Below are 15,348 nucleotides of genomic sequence, written 5' to 3' on the forward strand. Positions count from 1 at the left end.
GATGGCAGAGAGGTCACACCCGTTCCCATACCGAACACGGAAGTTAAGCTCTCTAGCGCCGATGGTAGTTGGGACTTTGTCCCTGTGAGAGTAGGACGTTGCCAGGCAAACAAAAGACGAGTCAATTGACTCGTCTTTTTTTATTTCCTAAGAAATCACGTTATGTTGACTCATTAGATATAAATAAATGTAGTACGGTACTTTTTCCGCTGTAACAGCTAGAAATTGAAAGATGAACGGATAATCTTCAGAAGCATAACTTCCAAGTAAATCGTACCACCAGTCTGTTTCATAGCGGGAAATCATACTTAAGTTATAAAGCAAAAGATAGTGTATAAGTAATTCTGGAAGAACAGGGGTTGTTTCGCTATTAGCAGGTAAATAATAAGTATTTGTATAATGATTGTATGTAAGGGGAGCACTGTATAATGAATTCCACTGCTTCATGGGAGCTGAGAAATGCAAATGTGAGTCACTTTCTATCATGTTTGTATATCGAATGCTAAGATGTTTGCAAGTCCCCTCTATATACCGTATAAAACGTTCTTCAGTCATATGAAAAGTATCTAAAATGTGAGTGGGAAAAGTAAAGGTATTGTCCGCCACTGCATCTAGTTTATATAGGTTATTTTTTCTTTTGCTGTATAAGAATAAATCTGCTAATTCAGCGATACGCTGCAGTAACTCTTCCATTGTATATTTTTCTCCTTCTAAATGTTTCATGTGAAACATTTGTTCTGCAACTTGAGTGAATAGTCCGTTTTTTTGGATCTTCACTTCATCATCTATAAATTGATAACTCTGTTTTTTTCTCTTTCTTGTTGTAACCCCATGTGCTAATACAGAAGTTGATTCTGGATAATTAGGATCAACTGTAAGCAAACAAGCTTTTAGAAGCTGGCTCATTCCATAAAACAGTAATACTGGTTTAATGGAAAATGGAGCGGTATTACATAATTGGTAATAATTTTTTCCGTGCTCTAAGTAATAAATAAAAGGGTAACAATTTTCAAAACTTTTTTTTTCAGTATTTGTATTACCTAATTTTTTATAGCAATGGGTAAGATAATGTTGCGTGTGAGTAGAAGAAAGAAAAAAGCTTAATTTCTGCCAAATGATTGTAGAATGTTGCATATATACTCTCCTTTTATTTTTAGAAAATTCTAACATATAAAGTCTTTCTTGACAGTATTTTAACCAATTGTTAAGCTACTAATAATAATTTCAGGTATCATGGGGGGAATCATTTATGTGGGAATCTAAATTTGTTAAAGAAGGTTTAACGTTTGATGATGTATTACTTGTACCAGCTAAATCGGATGTATTACCAAGAGAGGTAAGTATAAAAACAGTTTTATCCGAAACTTTACAATTAAATATTCCTTTAATTAGTGCGGGGATGGATACGGTAACAGAAGCTGAGATGGCTATTGCAATGGCTCGTCAAGGTGGAATTGGAGTTATTCATAAAAATATGTCTATCGAGCAACAAGCTGAGCAAGTTGATAAAGTAAAACGTTCTGAAAGCGGCGTTATTACAGATCCTTTCTTTTTAACTCCAGATCATCAAGTATACGATGCAGAACATTTGATGGGAAAATATCGCATTTCAGGTGTTCCAATTGTAAATGATACAGAAGAAAGAAAACTTGTAGGGATTATTACAAACCGTGATATGCGTTTTATCCAAGATTATTCAATTAAGATTTCCGATGTAATGACGAAAGAGAACTTAATTACAGCTCCAGTTCATACTACACTAGAAGATGCTGAAAAAATCTTACAAAAACATAAAATTGAAAAACTTCCTCTTGTTGATGATAACGGTGTATTACAAGGCTTGATTACAATTAAAGATATTGAAAAAGTAATCGAGTTTCCAAACTCTGCGAAAGATAAACAAGGTCGTTTATTAGTAGGGGGAGCTGTTGGAGTAACAGCTGATGCAATGCAACGTATCGATGCATTAGTAAAAGCAAATGTTGATGTAATTGTTCTTGACACAGCTCATGGACATCACAAAAATGTAGCTGACAAAGTAAAAGAAGTTCGAGCTAAATATCCTACATTGAATATTATTGCTGGTAACGTTGCAACAGCGGAAGCAACTCGCGAATTAATTGAAGCAGGTGCGAACATTGTTAAAGTTGGTATTGGACCAGGTTCTATTTGTACAACACGCGTTGTAGCTGGTGTTGGTGTTCCTCAATTAACAGCAGTGTATGACTGTGCAACAGAAGCTCGGAAGTACGGTGTTCCAGTAATTGCTGATGGTGGAATTAAATATTCTGGTGATATTGTAAAGGCATTAGCAGCAGGTGCACACGTTGTTATGCTTGGAAGTATGTTTGCTGGTGTAGCAGAAAGCCCTGGAGATACAGAAATTTACCAAGGTCGTCAATTTAAAGTATATCGTGGTATGGGTTCTGTTGGAGCAATGGAAAAAGGAAGTAAAGATCGTTACTTCCAAGAAGGTAATAAAAAACTTGTTCCAGAAGGAATTGAAGGCCGCGTTCCGTTTAAAGGTCATTTAGCAGATACAGTACACCAATTGGTTGGTGGATTACGTGCAGGTATGGGATATTGCGGTGCAGCTGATTTAACATTCCTGCGTGAAAATGCACAGTTTATCCGTATGTCAGGTGCTGGATTACGTGAAAGTCATCCACATGATGTTCAAATTACAAAAGAAGCACCAAACTATTCATTATAATGTCTGATATAAAAATAGACAGAGATTTAGTATCTCTGTCTATTTTTTTTTGATTGTGTTAGAATAACGTTTATGTGAGTACAAATGTATTGGGGGTAACAACAGTGAAAGGTATGTTTCATAAGCAAATGATTGCGATTGTAACAGTACTTACACTATTATGCAGCATGTTTTTTACATACAGCAGTGCGTTTGCAGAAACAAATTCTGCGTTGAATGTTGAAGCAGGTGCAGCTATTTTAGTGGAAGCGAAATCTGGGAAAGTTTTATATCAAAAAAATCCAGATGAACGATTAGCAATTGCAAGTATGACAAAAATGATGACTGAATACTTAGTTCATGAAGCAATAGCAAAAGGTAAAATTAAGTGGGATCAAAAAACGAAGATTTCTGAGTACGCTCATATAATTTCGCAAGATCGTTCTTTATCAAATGTTCCTTTAGAAAACGGTGGTGCGTATACAGTAAAAGAATTATATGAAGCAATGGCAATTTACTCTGCCAATGGTGCAACAATTGCTTTAGCAGAATTAATTGGTGGTTCAGAAGCCAATTTTGCTAAAATGATGAATGATAAAGCAAAGCAACTAGGATTACAAAATTATAAATTTGTGAATTCTACAGGATTAATTAATAAGGATTTAAAAGGAAAACAACCTGAAGGTACAAGCCCGGATGAAGAAAATGAAATGTCTGCTAAAGACTGCGCTTTGTTAGCGCAACATTTACTTCAAGATTATCCAAAGGTTCTTGACACAGCGAAAATTCCAAAAATGACATTCCAAAAAGGTGGAAAATATCCAATTGATATGTCAAACTGGAATTGGATGTTAAAAGGGTTAGTTAAGGGATATGAAGGCGTAGATGGCTTAAAGACAGGTCATACTGATCAAGCAGGTTATTGCTTTACAGGTACAGCAGAGCGTAATGGTATGCGTTTAATCTCTGTTGTTATTAAAACAAATTCTGAGACAGCTCGTTTTGATGAAACGAAGAAACTATTTGATTACGGTTTTACAAATTTCCAAACGAAAACGGTATATTCAAAAGGTTCTCAAGTAAAAAGTCATGAAACAGTTCATGTAAATAAAGCAAAAGATACAGAGGTATCGGTGCAGACGAAGGAAGAAGTTGTACTTCCAATGCCAAAGGGTAATCAAGATATTTATAAAACAGATTTTAAAGCAGTAAATAAAGAGAATGAGGCACCAGTTAAAAAAGGTACAACACTTGGTTATATGACCGTATCAGCAAAAGATGCCAATGATGTAGGATTTTTAACTGGTAAATCAATGCAAGTAGACCTTGTAACAAAACAAGAAGTAGAAAAGGCGAATTGGTTTGTTCTTTCTATGCGAAGCATTGGTTCTTTCTTTAGTGGTATATGGAATGGTACAGTGGATACTGTAAAAGGTTGGTTCTAAAAGCTCCCGATAAGGGGGCTTTTTAATTTTCTATTTTTCGTACCGACTTGATCCAGCATTAACAGACAGTAAAACCCCCACCTCAAGATTGAGAGAGAGCATTGTCCAGCTCCAGTGGCTAGAATGTTTGGTGGCTTCGCTTCTTCCTACGAGGTAAAAAACACCTCTACGTCAGAAGCTCCATCCCCCTCACATTCTGAACGAGCCGCTTCCGCTTTTCTAAAGAAGATAGGTGGAGAACATTGCTGGTATCGCCCGATTGAGCGGTCTCTCCATCAGTGGGGAAGGGAAAAATCCCCACCGATGGAAGTTTCACTTTATTAAAAAATAGTGGACAAATCTCCAATAGATAATGGTAGAATGTAAGAGTATTCTTACTTTTCGCCGTGAGCGGGGAAAAGCAATTCACCTAGGGAGGTTTTTGTACATGATAAATGTAACAGGAACAGAGCGTGTAAAACGTGGAATGGCAGAAATGCAAAAAGGCGGCGTCATCATGGACGTAGTCAACGCTGAACAAGCAAAAATTGCAGAAGCAGCAGGTGCGGTTGCTGTTATGGCATTAGAACGTGTTCCAGCTGATATTCGTGCAGCAGGCGGCGTTTCGCGTATGGCAGATCCAACAATTGTAGAAGAAGTGATGGGTGCTGTGTCAATTCCAGTTATGGCAAAATGTCGTATTGGTCATCTTGTGGAAGCGCGTGTACTTGAATCGTTAGGAGTAGACTATATTGACGAGAGTGAAGTATTAACTCCAGCTGATGAAGTGTACCATCTAAATAAACGTGATTATACTGTCCCATTTGTATGTGGATGCCGTGATATCGGTGAAGCAGCACGCCGTATTGCTGAAGGTGCATCAATGCTTCGTACGAAAGGTGAGCCTGGAACAGGGAATATCGTAGAGGCTGTACGTCATATGCGTCAAGTAAACGCAGAAATTCGTCAAGTTGCAAGTCTGCGCGAAGATGAATTAATGACATATGCAAAAAATACTGGTGCTCCTTATGAAGTATTACTTGAAATTAAGCGCCTTGGCCGCTTGCCAGTTGTAAACTTTGCAGCAGGTGGTGTTGCAACGCCAGCAGACGCTGCATTAATGATGCAACTAGGTGCAGATGGTGTATTCGTAGGTTCTGGTATTTTTAAATCAGAAAACCCAGAAAAATTTGCACGTGCGATTGTTGAAGCAACAACGCATTATGAAGATTATGAATTAATCGCTCGCCTTTCTAAAGGACTAGGTAATGCAATGAAAGGTGTTGAAATTTCAACATTATTACCAGAACAACGCATGCAAGAGCGTGGTTGGTAATTAAAGGAGTTTTTAGAATGGTTACAATCGGTGTATTAGGACTTCAAGGAGCGGTTCGTGAACATGTGCGTGCAATAGAAGCAGTTGGTGCACAAGCAGTGATTGTGAAGCGTACAGAGCAATTAGAGGAAGTAGATGGACTTATTTTACCAGGCGGTGAAAGTACAACGATGCGCCGTCTTATTGATAAATATGGTTTCATGGAATCTCTTCGTGAATTTGCTAAAGTAGGAAAACCGATGTTTGGTACATGTGCAGGTATGATCTTACTTGCAAAGAACCTTGTTGGATATGAGGAATCACATATTGGTGTAATGGATATTACAGTTGAACGCAATGCGTTTGGCCGCCAAAAAGATAGTTTTGAGGCTGCTCTTTCGATGAAAGGAGTAGGCGAAGACTTTATTGGCGTATTTATTCGTGCGCCATATGTTGCAGATGTAGAAGATCATATAGAAGTATTATGCACATTTGAAGATCGTATGGTCGCGGTTCGTCAAAATCATTTATTAGCAGCTTCTTTCCATCCAGAGTTAACAGATGATCATCGTGTTACAGCTTATTTTGTAGAGATGGTAAAGGAAGCAAAAATGAAAAAAGCTGTATAAGTGACTTGAAACTTGTGTAAGATTATAGTAAATTGATGGTAACTATTTTATATGATAAATGTGTTGATAGGAAGTAGTAGCAAGAGACGTTTCTTATAGAGAGTCGGTGGCTGGTGGAAACCGATAGAAGCGACTTGTGAATCCATCCTGGAGTGAAATGTGGAACAGCCTGTTGGTTAGTAAACATTTCCGGTGAAGAGCCGTTATCTCTACTTGAGAGGAAAGCAATTATGCTTTCAATTAGGGTGGCAACGCGGGTTAACTCCCGTCCCTTTGTACAGGGACGGGAGTTTTTTATTTTTGTAAAAATAAAGGAGGAAATATTATGCTTGATATTAAATTTTTACGTGCAAACTTTGAAGAAGTAAAAGCGAAACTGCAACATAGAGGCGAAGATTTAACAGATTTTGGTCGTTTTGAAGAATTAGACATAAAAAGAAGAGAATTACTTGTACAAACGGAAGAGCTAAAAAGCAAACGTAATGAGGTATCTCAACAAATTTCTGTATTAAAACGTGAAAAGAAAGATGCAGAGGCGCTTATCTTAGAAATGCGTGAAGTAAGCGATAAAGTTAAAGAGCTTGATAATGAGCTTCGTACAGTTGAAGAAGATCTTGAGCGATTAATGTTATCTATTCCAAACATTCCACATGAATCTACACCAAATGGTGAAACAGAAGATGATAATGTGCAAGTTCGTACATGGGGAGACGTTCCGGAATTTACGTTTGAACCAAAGCCACATTGGGATCTTGCAACAGATTTAGGAGTGCTAGACTTTGAACGCGCTGGGAAAGTAACAGGTAGCCGTTTTGTATTTTATAAAGGTGCAGGTGCAAAGTTAGAACGTGCTTTATTTAACTTCATGCTTGATCTTCACACAGAGGAACATGGATATGAAGAAATTTTACCTCCGTATATGGTAAATCGTGCAAGTATGACAGGTACAGGGCAACTTCCGAAGTTTGAAGAAGACGCGTTTCGTATTGAGAGTGAAGACTATTTCTTAATTCCTACGGCTGAAGTACCTGTAACAAACTTGCATCGTGATGAAATTTTAAATGGTGAACAATTGCCAATTCGTTATGCAGCGTTTAGCGCATGCTTCCGTTCTGAAGCAGGATCTGCTGGTCGTGATACACGTGGTTTAATTCGTCAGCACCAATTTAATAAAGTAGAGCTTGTGAAATTTGTGAAGCCTGAAGATTCTTATGAAGAACTAGAAAAATTAACAAATGATGCAGAGCGCGTATTACAATTATTAGGTCTTCCATACCGTGTGATGAGTATGTGCACAGGAGATTTAGGATTTACGGCAGCGAAGAAATATGATATTGAAGTATGGATTCCTAGCTATGGTACATATCGTGAAATTTCTTCTTGTAGTAACTTTGAAGCATTCCAAGCACGTCGTGCAAATATCCGTTTCCGCCGTGACACAAAAGCGAAACCAGAGCATGTTCATACATTAAATGGATCTGGACTTGCAATTGGTCGTACGGTAGCTGCTGTTTTAGAGAACTACCAACAAGAAGATGGTTCTATTATCATTCCAGAAGTTCTTCGTCCTTATATGGGAGGAAAAACAGTAATTAAATAAATTCATTCTCATTAATATACATTCATAGTTGTTGTAGGATAATAACCCCAAAACTACTTAGTAGAGTAGGATACATTTTATGAGAAAAGGAAAGAGAAAAAATCTCTTTCCTTTTTTAGATTATCTATTATAGTAGGGTTGACGAACCATTTTTCTTTTGATATTATATTTCATGTCATATCAACACGGAGGAATACCCAAGTCTGGCTGAAGGGATCGGTCTTGAAAACCGACAGGCGGTGTGAGCCGCGCGGGGGTTCGAATCCCTCTTCCTCCGCCATATATAATTGACAACAGCGCATATAAGTGGAGATTGGAGAACTCGTTACGTGTTGGTAACGAGTTTTTATTTTAACCAATCAGGAAGTAGCATATAGGAGAATGAACCTCTTATAGGAACACTCATATTCCGAGGATTATCTTCATAGATATGAAAGGAGCTACCATGGCCATGGATATTATTATACAAACGTTTCCGCTTGACGGAAAAACACTATATTATGTACAATGCCCCGTTTGCAAGAAAAATAAAATTTTAAACAGTGCTGCAAATGTATCGCGTATTGTAAGTGATGAAACATTTCGTAAACTTTGTGGTTGCATCTGTGATGTGAAAAAAGAAGTGAAGAAAGTAGAAGCGCCAAAACAAGTTGAGAAAAAGGCTGATTCAAAACGTAAAGTAATTACAGCTGTTATTAACGGTAAAGAAATGACGGTAAAAGAAATTGCTGAAGCATATAATATTAGTGTAAGTACTGTACGTCAGCGTATTAATGCAGGGAAATCAGAGAGTGAAATTATTGCTCCGACGAAAAAGAAAAATTAAACTTATAGGAAAACCCGTGCGATTGCACGGGTTTTTTTATTTTACAAGTTTACTTGTTTGTTGTAAGAAGCGACCAATTTTCTTAATAATTGGTTCAATTGAATTTTCGTTTTGTAAAATATCATATTCGTTAATATTGAGACGTAATACAGGACAAGCATTAAAGTCATTAATCCAATTTTCGTAGCGTTCATGCATTTCTTTCCAATATTCAATTGGTGTTTGTTGTTCCATTGGTCTTCCGCGCTCTTTAATGCGATCTACGATATCTTCAAATGATCCTTCTAAGTAAATAAGTAAATCAGGATGTGGGAAGTAAGGTGTCATAACCATTGCATCAAATAAGCTTTTATACGTTTCATAATCTGTAGCAGTCATCGTCCCTTTTTCATAATGCATTTTGGCGAAAATTCCCGTATCTTCATAAATAGAACGGTCTTGAATAAATCCTCCGCCATATTCGAAGATTTTTTTTTGCTCCTTAAAGCGTTCTGCTAAGAAATAAACTTGTAAGTGGAAGCTCCAACGTGTGAAGTCTCCGTAAAATTTATCTAAATATGGATTAGAGTCTACTTTTTCAAATGATGTGCGGTAACCAAGTGCATTCGCTAAGGCGTTTGTCATTGTAGATTTTCCGACACCGACTGTTCCGGCAATCGTAATAACAGCATCATTTGGAATATCATATTCTTGTCTCAAATTCATTACTGGTTAATCTCCTTTGTCAGTGTATTTTGTAATGCTGATAAGATTACATGTAAGTCCGATTCATTTTTTACAAAATCCATGTTATCTCCATTGAATTTTAATACGGGGATGTCAGGATGATCTTTTTTGAATGTTTCCATTGCCATTTCGTAATCTTTAATGAGTTGCAATAAATAATTAGGATCTATATTTTTTTCGAATTCACGTCCGCGCATTGCAATTCGTTTTTGCAGTGTTTCTAAACTTGCTGTTATATACACGATGACATTGGGAACTGGCATATCTTGTGTTAAGATACGATAAATTTGCATGTATTTCTCATATTGGGCACCATGTAATGTCTGAGATGCAAAAATTAAGTTTTTGAATATATTGTAATCTGCCACAACAGGTAGCTGCTGTTTTAAATATTTTGTATCAATGTCTTCTAATTGCTTATATCGGTTGCATAAGAAAAACATTTCTAATTGAAAAGCCCATTCTTCGATATTCTCATAAAATTTTCCTAAAAAAGGATTTTCATCAACGATTTCTTTTAATAAATGGAGTTGCATGTGAGTCGATATCGCTTTCGCGAGTGAAGTTTTTCCGACGCCAATGGGTCCTTCAACTGTAATAAATGGTACTCCAGTCACGCTGTTGCCTCCTCTCAAAGTATAATTTGACACGGATAAAAAGCACAAAACAGAACTATTGTAGCATAAGAGGAGTGAGAAAGGGTTAGTTTGTCATAAAAAGTTAAAAATTGATATTAGCTCGCAATGCGCCCCCGCCTCAAGGTAGAGATAGTCTTTATGTTATTACAGTTGTAAATGAAATGATGAAGAAGTGTTTGCCTTTAAGGTGGTTTGCATAATACGCAGGGCATGTTTGTTATCTTGATCGCAATTGGAGGCAATACAATCTTCAGGTACATATAATTGATAATTTCTCATATGAGCATCATTTGCGGTGAAAAGGATGCATATATTTCCAGCCACTCCTGTTAGGATAAGGTTTTCTATTTTTAAATGACCTAATAATGAGTTTAAGGGTGTTTCATAAAAAGCAGAATAATGTGGTTTAATAAAAATATAATCATCGTTTGCAGGTGCAATCTTTTTTATAATGTCTTGACTGTATTCATTTGTGCAATGGATGATGAGTTCAGTAATATCAGCTCTCCATAAATGGTAATGATCATTTACGTAAATAATTGGACAGCCGGAATTTTTCATTTTTTGTTTAAGTTGCAAAATCGATTCTGTAATCTTTTTGCATTTTCGTGCTAAGATAGGTCCGTGTGAAAATTGGAAGTCATTAATCATGTCGATAATAAGAAGTGCGGTATTTTTCATATGTAATCTCCCTTCCTTTCTCTTTAGAATGGATTGAATATAGAAAAGTTATTTGCGATGAAAGGACTTTGTTATGGAACAAGATATTTATTTTATGAAACTTGCGATAGAAGAGGCAAAAAAGGCTGAAGAAATACAAGAAGTACCAATTGGTGCGGTTGTTGTGGTGGATGGTGAAGTAATAAGCCGTGCGTATAATTTACGTGAAACAGAGCAGCGATCAGTCGCTCACGCTGAATTGTTAGCGATTGATGATGCTTGCAAAAAATTAGGGACTTGGCGTTTAGAAAATGCAACGTTATATGTCACATTAGAACCGTGTCCAATGTGTGCTGGTGCCATTGTATTATCACGCGTAAAACGCGTTGTATACGGGGCGGCTGACCCAAAGGGTGGATGTGCTGGTACATTAATGAATTTATTAACAGAGGATCGGTTTAATCATCAATCCGAAGTTGTGGCCGGTGTATTAGAAGAAGAGTGCGGAAGTTTACTAACAAATTTCTTTCGAGAACTACGTAAAAAGAGGAAGAAAGAGAAGGAAGAGTTGGATAAAAATACTCTTTGCTAACACGTTGCAATTTTTTAGGAAACAAGTTATACTGAGATTGCCTTTAAATGAGGCAACTAAATATGGTTTTAACTTTGCCGTGCTAAGCGGGGAGGTAGCGGTGCCCTATACTCGCAATCCGCTCTAGCGAGGCCGAATCCCTTCTCGAGGTTATGTTACTGTAGGGTCTGCCTTAAGTAAGTGGTGTTGACGTTTGGGTCCTGCGCAACGGGACCCCGTGAACCTTGTCAGGTCCGGAAGGAAGCAGCAATAAGCGGGTCTTCTCGTGTGCCGCAGGAGTGCCTGAACCGAGCTAACTGCTTAAGTAACGCTTATGGTACGTAATCGACAGAAGGTGCACGGCAGTTATATATGCATATAAACCCATCCTATATGAATAGGATGGGTTTTTTGTATGGAAAATAACTTTTGGAATCTAGAATCAGAATAGGTTATAATAAAGTGAAACAATAATCAATGGGGGATTTTTATCCCCCATTGATTATTGTTTGGACGAATCAGGCTTTTACGGGCAGTGTATCCCGCCTAACTTTGGTGAGATTGCTGTTTACGAATAGCGGAATAAACAAGAGAATAACCTTTGGGGGAGGCCGTATTTTCGTGTCATACCAGGCGTTATACCGAACATGGAGACCGCAGAAATTTGAAGATGTGGTCGGTCAAAAGCACGTAACGAAAACGTTGCAAAATGCCCTTCTTCAAGAGAAAGCGTCACATGCTTATGTGTTCTCTGGCCCAAGAGGAACAGGGAAAACAACAATTGCGAAAGTATTTGCAAAAGCAATCAACTGTGAGCAAGCTCCTACAGCTGAACCTTGTAATCAATGTCCTGCATGCTTAGGAATTACACAAGGTGCTATTTCAGATGTATTAGAAATTGATGCGGCTTCGAATAACGGTGTAGATGAAATTCGAGATATAAGAGATAAAGTAAAATATGCTCCAAGCGAAGTTCACTATAAAGTATATATTATTGATGAAGTTCACATGCTTTCGATGGGTGCGTTTAATGCACTGTTAAAAACATTAGAAGAACCTCCGCAGCATGTTATCTTTATTTTGGCAACGACAGAACCGCATAAAATTCCACCGACAATTATTTCACGTTGTCAGCGTTTTGAGTTCCGGAAAATATCAGTACAAGATATTGTAGAACGATTAACAACTGTCGTGAACAACGAAGGAACGAAGGTGGACGAGGAAGCACTTCAAATTGTAGCACGTGCCGCAGAAGGTGGTATGCGTGATGCATTAAGTTTAATTGATCAAGCGATTTCTTATAGTGATGAAGTGGTAACGGTAGAAGATGTATTAGCGGTTACAGGTTCCGTTTCACAGCGTTATTTAGCGAACCTTGTAGAAAGTATATATGAAAATGATGTATCAAAAGCATTGCGTATTGTTGATGATATTATGAATCAAGGGAAAGACCCGCTTCGATTCATGGAAGACTTCATTTATTATTACCGAGATATGCTTTTGTATCAAACCTCACCGCAGCTAGAGGATATGTTGGAAAGAGTGATTGTTGATGATTCATTTCAGAAGTTAAGTCAGGATATGCAGCCTGAAATAATTTATGAAATTATTCATACGCTTAGTAAAAGTCAACAAGAAATGAAATGGACAAATCATCCTCGTATTTTTTTAGAAGTGGTTATGGTGCAATTGTGTCAGCAGTTTGCGATGAAAGTAAACGGGGCGGATCGCTTGCAGGTTGTCTTACAAAGAATGCAGCAGTTAGAACAAGAATTAGAGAAGATGAAACAGCATGGTGTACCAGTTTCAATGCAGCAAGAAGTGAGAGAAACAAAGGCTACGCCAAAGCCAAGCCGTTCTGGTAGTATGAAAATACCGGTTGGTCGTGTTCATGAAGTGTTAAAGCAAGCAACTCGTAAAGATTTGGAGCAGTTGAAAAATGCATGGAGTGAACTGTTGGAGCGATTGAAAAATTATAATAAAGTCGCTTATGCTGTGTTGTTAGAAAACAGTGAGCCAGTCGCAGCGTCTACTACTTCTTATGTTCTTGCTTTTAAGTATGAAATTCATTGTAAAATGGCGAGCGAGAATCGCGAAGCAACAGATACGGTAGAGCAAATTCTCTTTGAACTGTTTGGAAAGAATTTGCAAATGATTGCAATTCCTAAAAGTGAATGGGGAAAAATTCGTGAGGGGTTCTTGCAAAATGAAGGTGGTTCTTCAGAAGAAGCAGAAAAACCGAAAGACCCCCTTATAGAAGAGGCTATAAAAATAGTTGGAGAACAATTAATTGAAATAAAAGAATAAAGTATGTCTTAAATGGAGTTTTCTTTCTATTAAACATCCATTAAGCGAAAACTAGGAGGAACTATTATGATGCGTGGAATGGGAAATATGAATAACATGATGAAACAAATGCAAAAAATGCAAAAGCAAATGGCGAAAGCACAAGAGGAACTTGGTGAAAAAACAGTTGAAGGAACAGCTGGTGGTGGTATGGTAACAGTTATTGCAAACGGCCATAAACAAGTTCTAGAAGTGAAAATTAAAGAAGAAGTTGTAGATCCAGAAGATATTGAAATGTTGCAAGATCTTGTGTTAGCTGCGACAAATGATGCATTAAAGAAAGCAGAAGACCTATCGAACTCTACAATGGGACAATTTACAAAAGGATTGAATTTACCAGGCGGTATGTTCTAGGAGGTTGGTCATAGATGCACTATCCAGAACCAATCTCGAAGTTAATTGATAGTTTTATGAAATTGCCAGGTATCGGACCGAAAACAGCGGTTCGTTTAGCTTTTTTCGTATTAAATATGAAAGAAGATGACGTATTAGATTTTGCGAAATCACTTGTAAATGCAAAGCGAAATTTAACATATTGTTCAGTTTGTGGTCATATAACAGATCGGGATCCTTGTTATATTTGTGATGATTCTCATCGTGATCAATCGATTGTTTGTGTTGTGCAAGAGCCCAAAGATGTGATTGCGATGGAGAAGATGAAAGAATATCAGGGAGTATATCATGTGTTGAATGGTGCCATTTCTCCGATGGAGGGAGTTGGTCCAGAAGATATTAATATTCCTCAGTTGCTAAAACGACTACACGATGAAACAGTACAAGAAGTTATTTTGGCAACAAACCCAAATATTGAAGGGGAAGCAACAGCGATGTATATTTCTCGTCTGTTAAAGCCAACGGGGATTAAAGTGACACGTATTGCACACGGGCTACCAGTTGGCGGTGACTTAGAATATGCGGATGAAGTAACGCTATCGAAGGCATTAGAAGGTCGCAGAGAATTATAAGTAGGAGAAATAGAGAGATGTTTTTTTGGAAAAAAGGGAATTTGCGCAAAGAGTATGATGAAAAATTAATTGTATTGTTAGAACAAGTGAAGATAGAGTGGATGCGTCAGGAGAGAATTGTAGAACAAAGCATTGAGCCTTCAGAGGATGTGTTGTGTCATTTGAAACTGGCGGAAGCGAAGTACTTCTATCTATTAAAGGAAGCGAAAAGACGTCCTGTAAAAATGGTACAATTATAAAGGGAAAGTCGAACGGGAAATGGTTTTTCAGTTCGGCTTTTTATTTTATAAGAAAAAATTTAACGGTCTTTTTTTTTCTTTTTCCCATACAAATATAAGTGTACAAGTTGTAAGGGAGAGGATCGCATGGAACATAGTTTAATTATTGGTGGTATATTAACGCTCATATTTCTTTTACTAATTGTCGGTGCTCCTATAAAGCCATTTCGCTTTGTAGGCAGATCACTTGTCAAAATTGTAATTGGAGCTTTGTTGTTGTTTGCTGTAAATATAGTAGGAGCGCGATTTAACTTTCATCTTCCTATTAATGTTGGTACTACATTTGTTTCTGGTTTTTTAGGTTTGCCGGGTATCGGTGCGCTTATAGTCATTAAATTATATATTTTACCAGGCTAGAAAGAACTGCTGTTTTCGAGCTTGGTTATTTTTTTTTTTTTTTTTTTTTTTTTTTTTTTTTTTTTTTTTTTTTTTTTTTTTTTTTTTTTTGAAAAAAATATTGACGTCCAAACTATTAATGTGATAAATTAATAAACGTCGTCAACAACGAAAGAAAAAAGAAGTTGACGGTGAAAGATAAATGTGATATCTTATAGAAGTCGCTGAAATGCGACATTGAACTTTGAAAACTAAACGAAACAAACAACGTGAAACGTCAATTTTTATTTATGATGCTAGACAAACTTTATTGGAGAGTTTGATCCTGGCTCAGGATGAACG

The 15,348-nt window shown here is 37.2% G+C and carries 16 protein-coding genes, 1 tRNA gene, 1 rRNA gene, 1 other RNA gene and 1 other annotated feature; of the genes, 15 read left to right on the forward strand and 4 right to left on the reverse strand.

Translation table 11 applies throughout. The annotated features are described in order from the left end of the window. Positions 1-107: ribosomal RNA gene (gene rrf / locus MR076_RS24950) — 5S ribosomal RNA — on the forward strand; the annotation flags it as partial. A 40-nt stretch (positions 108-147) separates the two neighbouring features. Here rrf and MR076_RS24955 read toward each other — a convergent pair. Beyond that, the gene (locus MR076_RS24955) at positions 148-1,134 is read right to left on the reverse strand and encodes a YaaC family protein (RefSeq protein ID WP_242225246.1); all 987 of its coding nucleotides are present in this window, start codon (positions 1,132-1,134) and stop codon (positions 148-150) included. A 115-nt stretch (positions 1,135-1,249) separates the two neighbouring features. Here MR076_RS24955 and guaB point away from each other — a divergent pair, with 115 nt between their 5' ends. The 7 genes from guaB (at position 1,250) to MR076_RS24990 (ending at position 8,486) form a co-directional block, all read left to right on the forward strand. After that, positions 1,250-2,713 (forward strand): IMP dehydrogenase, encoded by a 1,464-nt coding sequence (guaB, locus tag MR076_RS24960; protein ID WP_242225247.1) that lies wholly within the window; start codon positions 1,250-1,252, stop codon positions 2,711-2,713. A gap of 104 nt (positions 2,714-2,817) precedes the next feature. Further along, positions 2,818-4,137: a D-alanyl-D-alanine carboxypeptidase family protein gene (locus tag MR076_RS24965; RefSeq protein ID WP_313897368.1), complete on the forward strand. Its 1,320-nt coding sequence runs from the start codon at positions 2,818-2,820 to the stop codon at positions 4,135-4,137. A gap of 430 nt (positions 4,138-4,567) precedes the next feature. Beyond that, positions 4,568-5,452 carry a pyridoxal 5'-phosphate synthase lyase subunit PdxS gene (gene pdxS / locus MR076_RS24970; protein WP_211482641.1) on the forward strand — a complete coding sequence of 295 codons (885 nt, stop codon included), beginning with the start codon at positions 4,568-4,570 and terminating at the stop codon, positions 5,450-5,452. Between the two features lie 17 nt (positions 5,453-5,469). After that, positions 5,470-6,060 carry a pyridoxal 5'-phosphate synthase glutaminase subunit PdxT gene (pdxT, locus tag MR076_RS24975; RefSeq protein WP_242225248.1) on the forward strand — a complete coding sequence of 197 codons (591 nt, stop codon included), beginning with the start codon at positions 5,470-5,472 and terminating at the stop codon, positions 6,058-6,060. A 54-nt stretch (positions 6,061-6,114) separates the two neighbouring features. Continuing rightward, positions 6,115-6,336 (forward strand) — a binding site (T-box leader). A 49-nt stretch (positions 6,337-6,385) separates the two neighbouring features. Beyond that, positions 6,386-7,660 (forward strand): serine--tRNA ligase, encoded by a 1,275-nt coding sequence (serS, locus tag MR076_RS24980; protein ID WP_242225249.1) that lies wholly within the window; start codon positions 6,386-6,388, stop codon positions 7,658-7,660. Between the two features lie 187 nt (positions 7,661-7,847). Next, a tRNA-Ser gene (locus MR076_RS24985) sits at positions 7,848-7,940 on the forward strand. A 171-nt stretch (positions 7,941-8,111) separates the two neighbouring features. Beyond that, positions 8,112-8,486 (forward strand): sigma factor-like helix-turn-helix DNA-binding protein, encoded by a 375-nt coding sequence (locus MR076_RS24990; protein ID WP_242225250.1) that lies wholly within the window; start codon positions 8,112-8,114, stop codon positions 8,484-8,486. Positions 8,487-8,522: 36 nt separating this feature from the next. Here the strand turns inward: MR076_RS24990 and MR076_RS24995 are convergent, their stop codons facing one another. The 3 genes from MR076_RS24995 to MR076_RS25005 form a co-directional block, all read right to left on the reverse strand. Beyond that, on the reverse strand, positions 8,523-9,191 hold the full coding sequence (locus tag MR076_RS24995) for a deoxynucleoside kinase (protein ID WP_242225251.1): 669 nt from the start codon (positions 9,189-9,191) through the stop codon (positions 8,523-8,525). After that, complete coding sequence (locus tag MR076_RS25000) at positions 9,191-9,829, reverse strand: deoxynucleoside kinase (RefSeq protein ID WP_242225252.1); 639 nt, start codon at positions 9,827-9,829, stop codon at positions 9,191-9,193. Before MR076_RS25000 ends, MR076_RS24995 begins: the two co-directional genes overlap by 1 nt. A gap of 165 nt (positions 9,830-9,994) precedes the next feature. Next, entirely contained in the window at positions 9,995-10,531 is a 537-nt protein-coding gene (locus MR076_RS25005; protein WP_242225253.1) for a cysteine hydrolase family protein, read from the reverse strand. 73 nt (positions 10,532-10,604) lie between these two features. Between MR076_RS25005 and tadA the strand changes: the two genes are divergently transcribed. The 7 genes from tadA (at position 10,605) to MR076_RS25040 (ending at position 15,027) form a co-directional block, all read left to right on the forward strand. Next, positions 10,605-11,102, forward strand: a complete 498-nt coding sequence (gene tadA, locus MR076_RS25010; RefSeq protein ID WP_242225254.1) for a tRNA adenosine(34) deaminase TadA — start codon at positions 10,605-10,607, stop codon at positions 11,100-11,102. Positions 11,103-11,179: 77 nt separating this feature from the next. Further along, positions 11,180-11,444: signal recognition particle sRNA large type (gene ffs / locus MR076_RS25015), an RNA gene on the forward strand. A 258-nt stretch (positions 11,445-11,702) separates the two neighbouring features. Then, positions 11,703-13,388: a DNA polymerase III subunit gamma/tau gene (dnaX, locus tag MR076_RS25020; RefSeq protein WP_242225255.1), complete on the forward strand. Its 1,686-nt coding sequence runs from the start codon at positions 11,703-11,705 to the stop codon at positions 13,386-13,388. Positions 13,389-13,454: 66 nt separating this feature from the next. After that, positions 13,455-13,781 carry a YbaB/EbfC family nucleoid-associated protein gene (locus MR076_RS25025; RefSeq protein WP_242225256.1) on the forward strand — a complete coding sequence of 109 codons (327 nt, stop codon included), beginning with the start codon at positions 13,455-13,457 and terminating at the stop codon, positions 13,779-13,781. A 14-nt stretch (positions 13,782-13,795) separates the two neighbouring features. Next, positions 13,796-14,392 (forward strand): recombination protein RecR, encoded by a 597-nt coding sequence (recR, locus tag MR076_RS25030; RefSeq protein ID WP_242225257.1) that lies wholly within the window; start codon positions 13,796-13,798, stop codon positions 14,390-14,392. Between the two features lie 17 nt (positions 14,393-14,409). Continuing rightward, complete coding sequence (locus MR076_RS25035; RefSeq protein ID WP_242225258.1) at positions 14,410-14,631, forward strand: YaaL family protein; 222 nt, start codon at positions 14,410-14,412, stop codon at positions 14,629-14,631. 126 nt (positions 14,632-14,757) lie between these two features. After that, positions 14,758-15,027: a pro-sigmaK processing inhibitor BofA family protein gene (locus MR076_RS25040; RefSeq protein WP_242225259.1), complete on the forward strand. Its 270-nt coding sequence runs from the start codon at positions 14,758-14,760 to the stop codon at positions 15,025-15,027. Positions 15,028-15,348 lie beyond the last annotated feature (321 nt).

Origin of the sequence: Bacillus cereus group sp. BfR-BA-01380 (assembly GCF_022663535.1) — a bacterium.
Taxonomy (GTDB): Bacteria; Bacillota; Bacilli; order Bacillales; family Bacillaceae_G; genus Bacillus_A; species Bacillus_A cereus_BB.

Coding starts and splice junctions, on each gene's coding strand:
- MR076_RS24955 (WP_242225246.1), bottom strand. CDS start 1,134: ATGCAACATTCTACAATCATTTGGCAGAAATTAAGCTTTTTTCTTTCT.
- guaB (WP_242225247.1), top strand. CDS start 1,250: ATGTGGGAATCTAAATTTGTTAAAGAAGGTTTAACGTTTGATGATGTA.
- pdxT (WP_242225248.1), top strand. CDS start 5,470: ATGGTTACAATCGGTGTATTAGGACTTCAAGGAGCGGTTCGTGAACAT.
- serS (WP_242225249.1), top strand. CDS start 6,386: ATGCTTGATATTAAATTTTTACGTGCAAACTTTGAAGAAGTAAAAGCG.
- MR076_RS24990 (WP_242225250.1), top strand. CDS start 8,112: ATGGATATTATTATACAAACGTTTCCGCTTGACGGAAAAACACTATAT.
- MR076_RS24995 (WP_242225251.1), bottom strand. CDS start 9,191: ATGAATTTGAGACAAGAATATGATATTCCAAATGATGCTGTTATTACG.
- MR076_RS25005 (WP_242225253.1), bottom strand. CDS start 10,531: ATGAAAAATACCGCACTTCTTATTATCGACATGATTAATGACTTCCAA.
- tadA (WP_242225254.1), top strand. CDS start 10,605: ATGGAACAAGATATTTATTTTATGAAACTTGCGATAGAAGAGGCAAAA.
- MR076_RS25025 (WP_242225256.1), top strand. CDS start 13,455: ATGATGCGTGGAATGGGAAATATGAATAACATGATGAAACAAATGCAA.
- recR (WP_242225257.1), top strand. CDS start 13,796: ATGCACTATCCAGAACCAATCTCGAAGTTAATTGATAGTTTTATGAAA.
- MR076_RS25035 (WP_242225258.1), top strand. CDS start 14,410: ATGTTTTTTTGGAAAAAAGGGAATTTGCGCAAAGAGTATGATGAAAAA.
- MR076_RS25040 (WP_242225259.1), top strand. CDS start 14,758: ATGGAACATAGTTTAATTATTGGTGGTATATTAACGCTCATATTTCTT.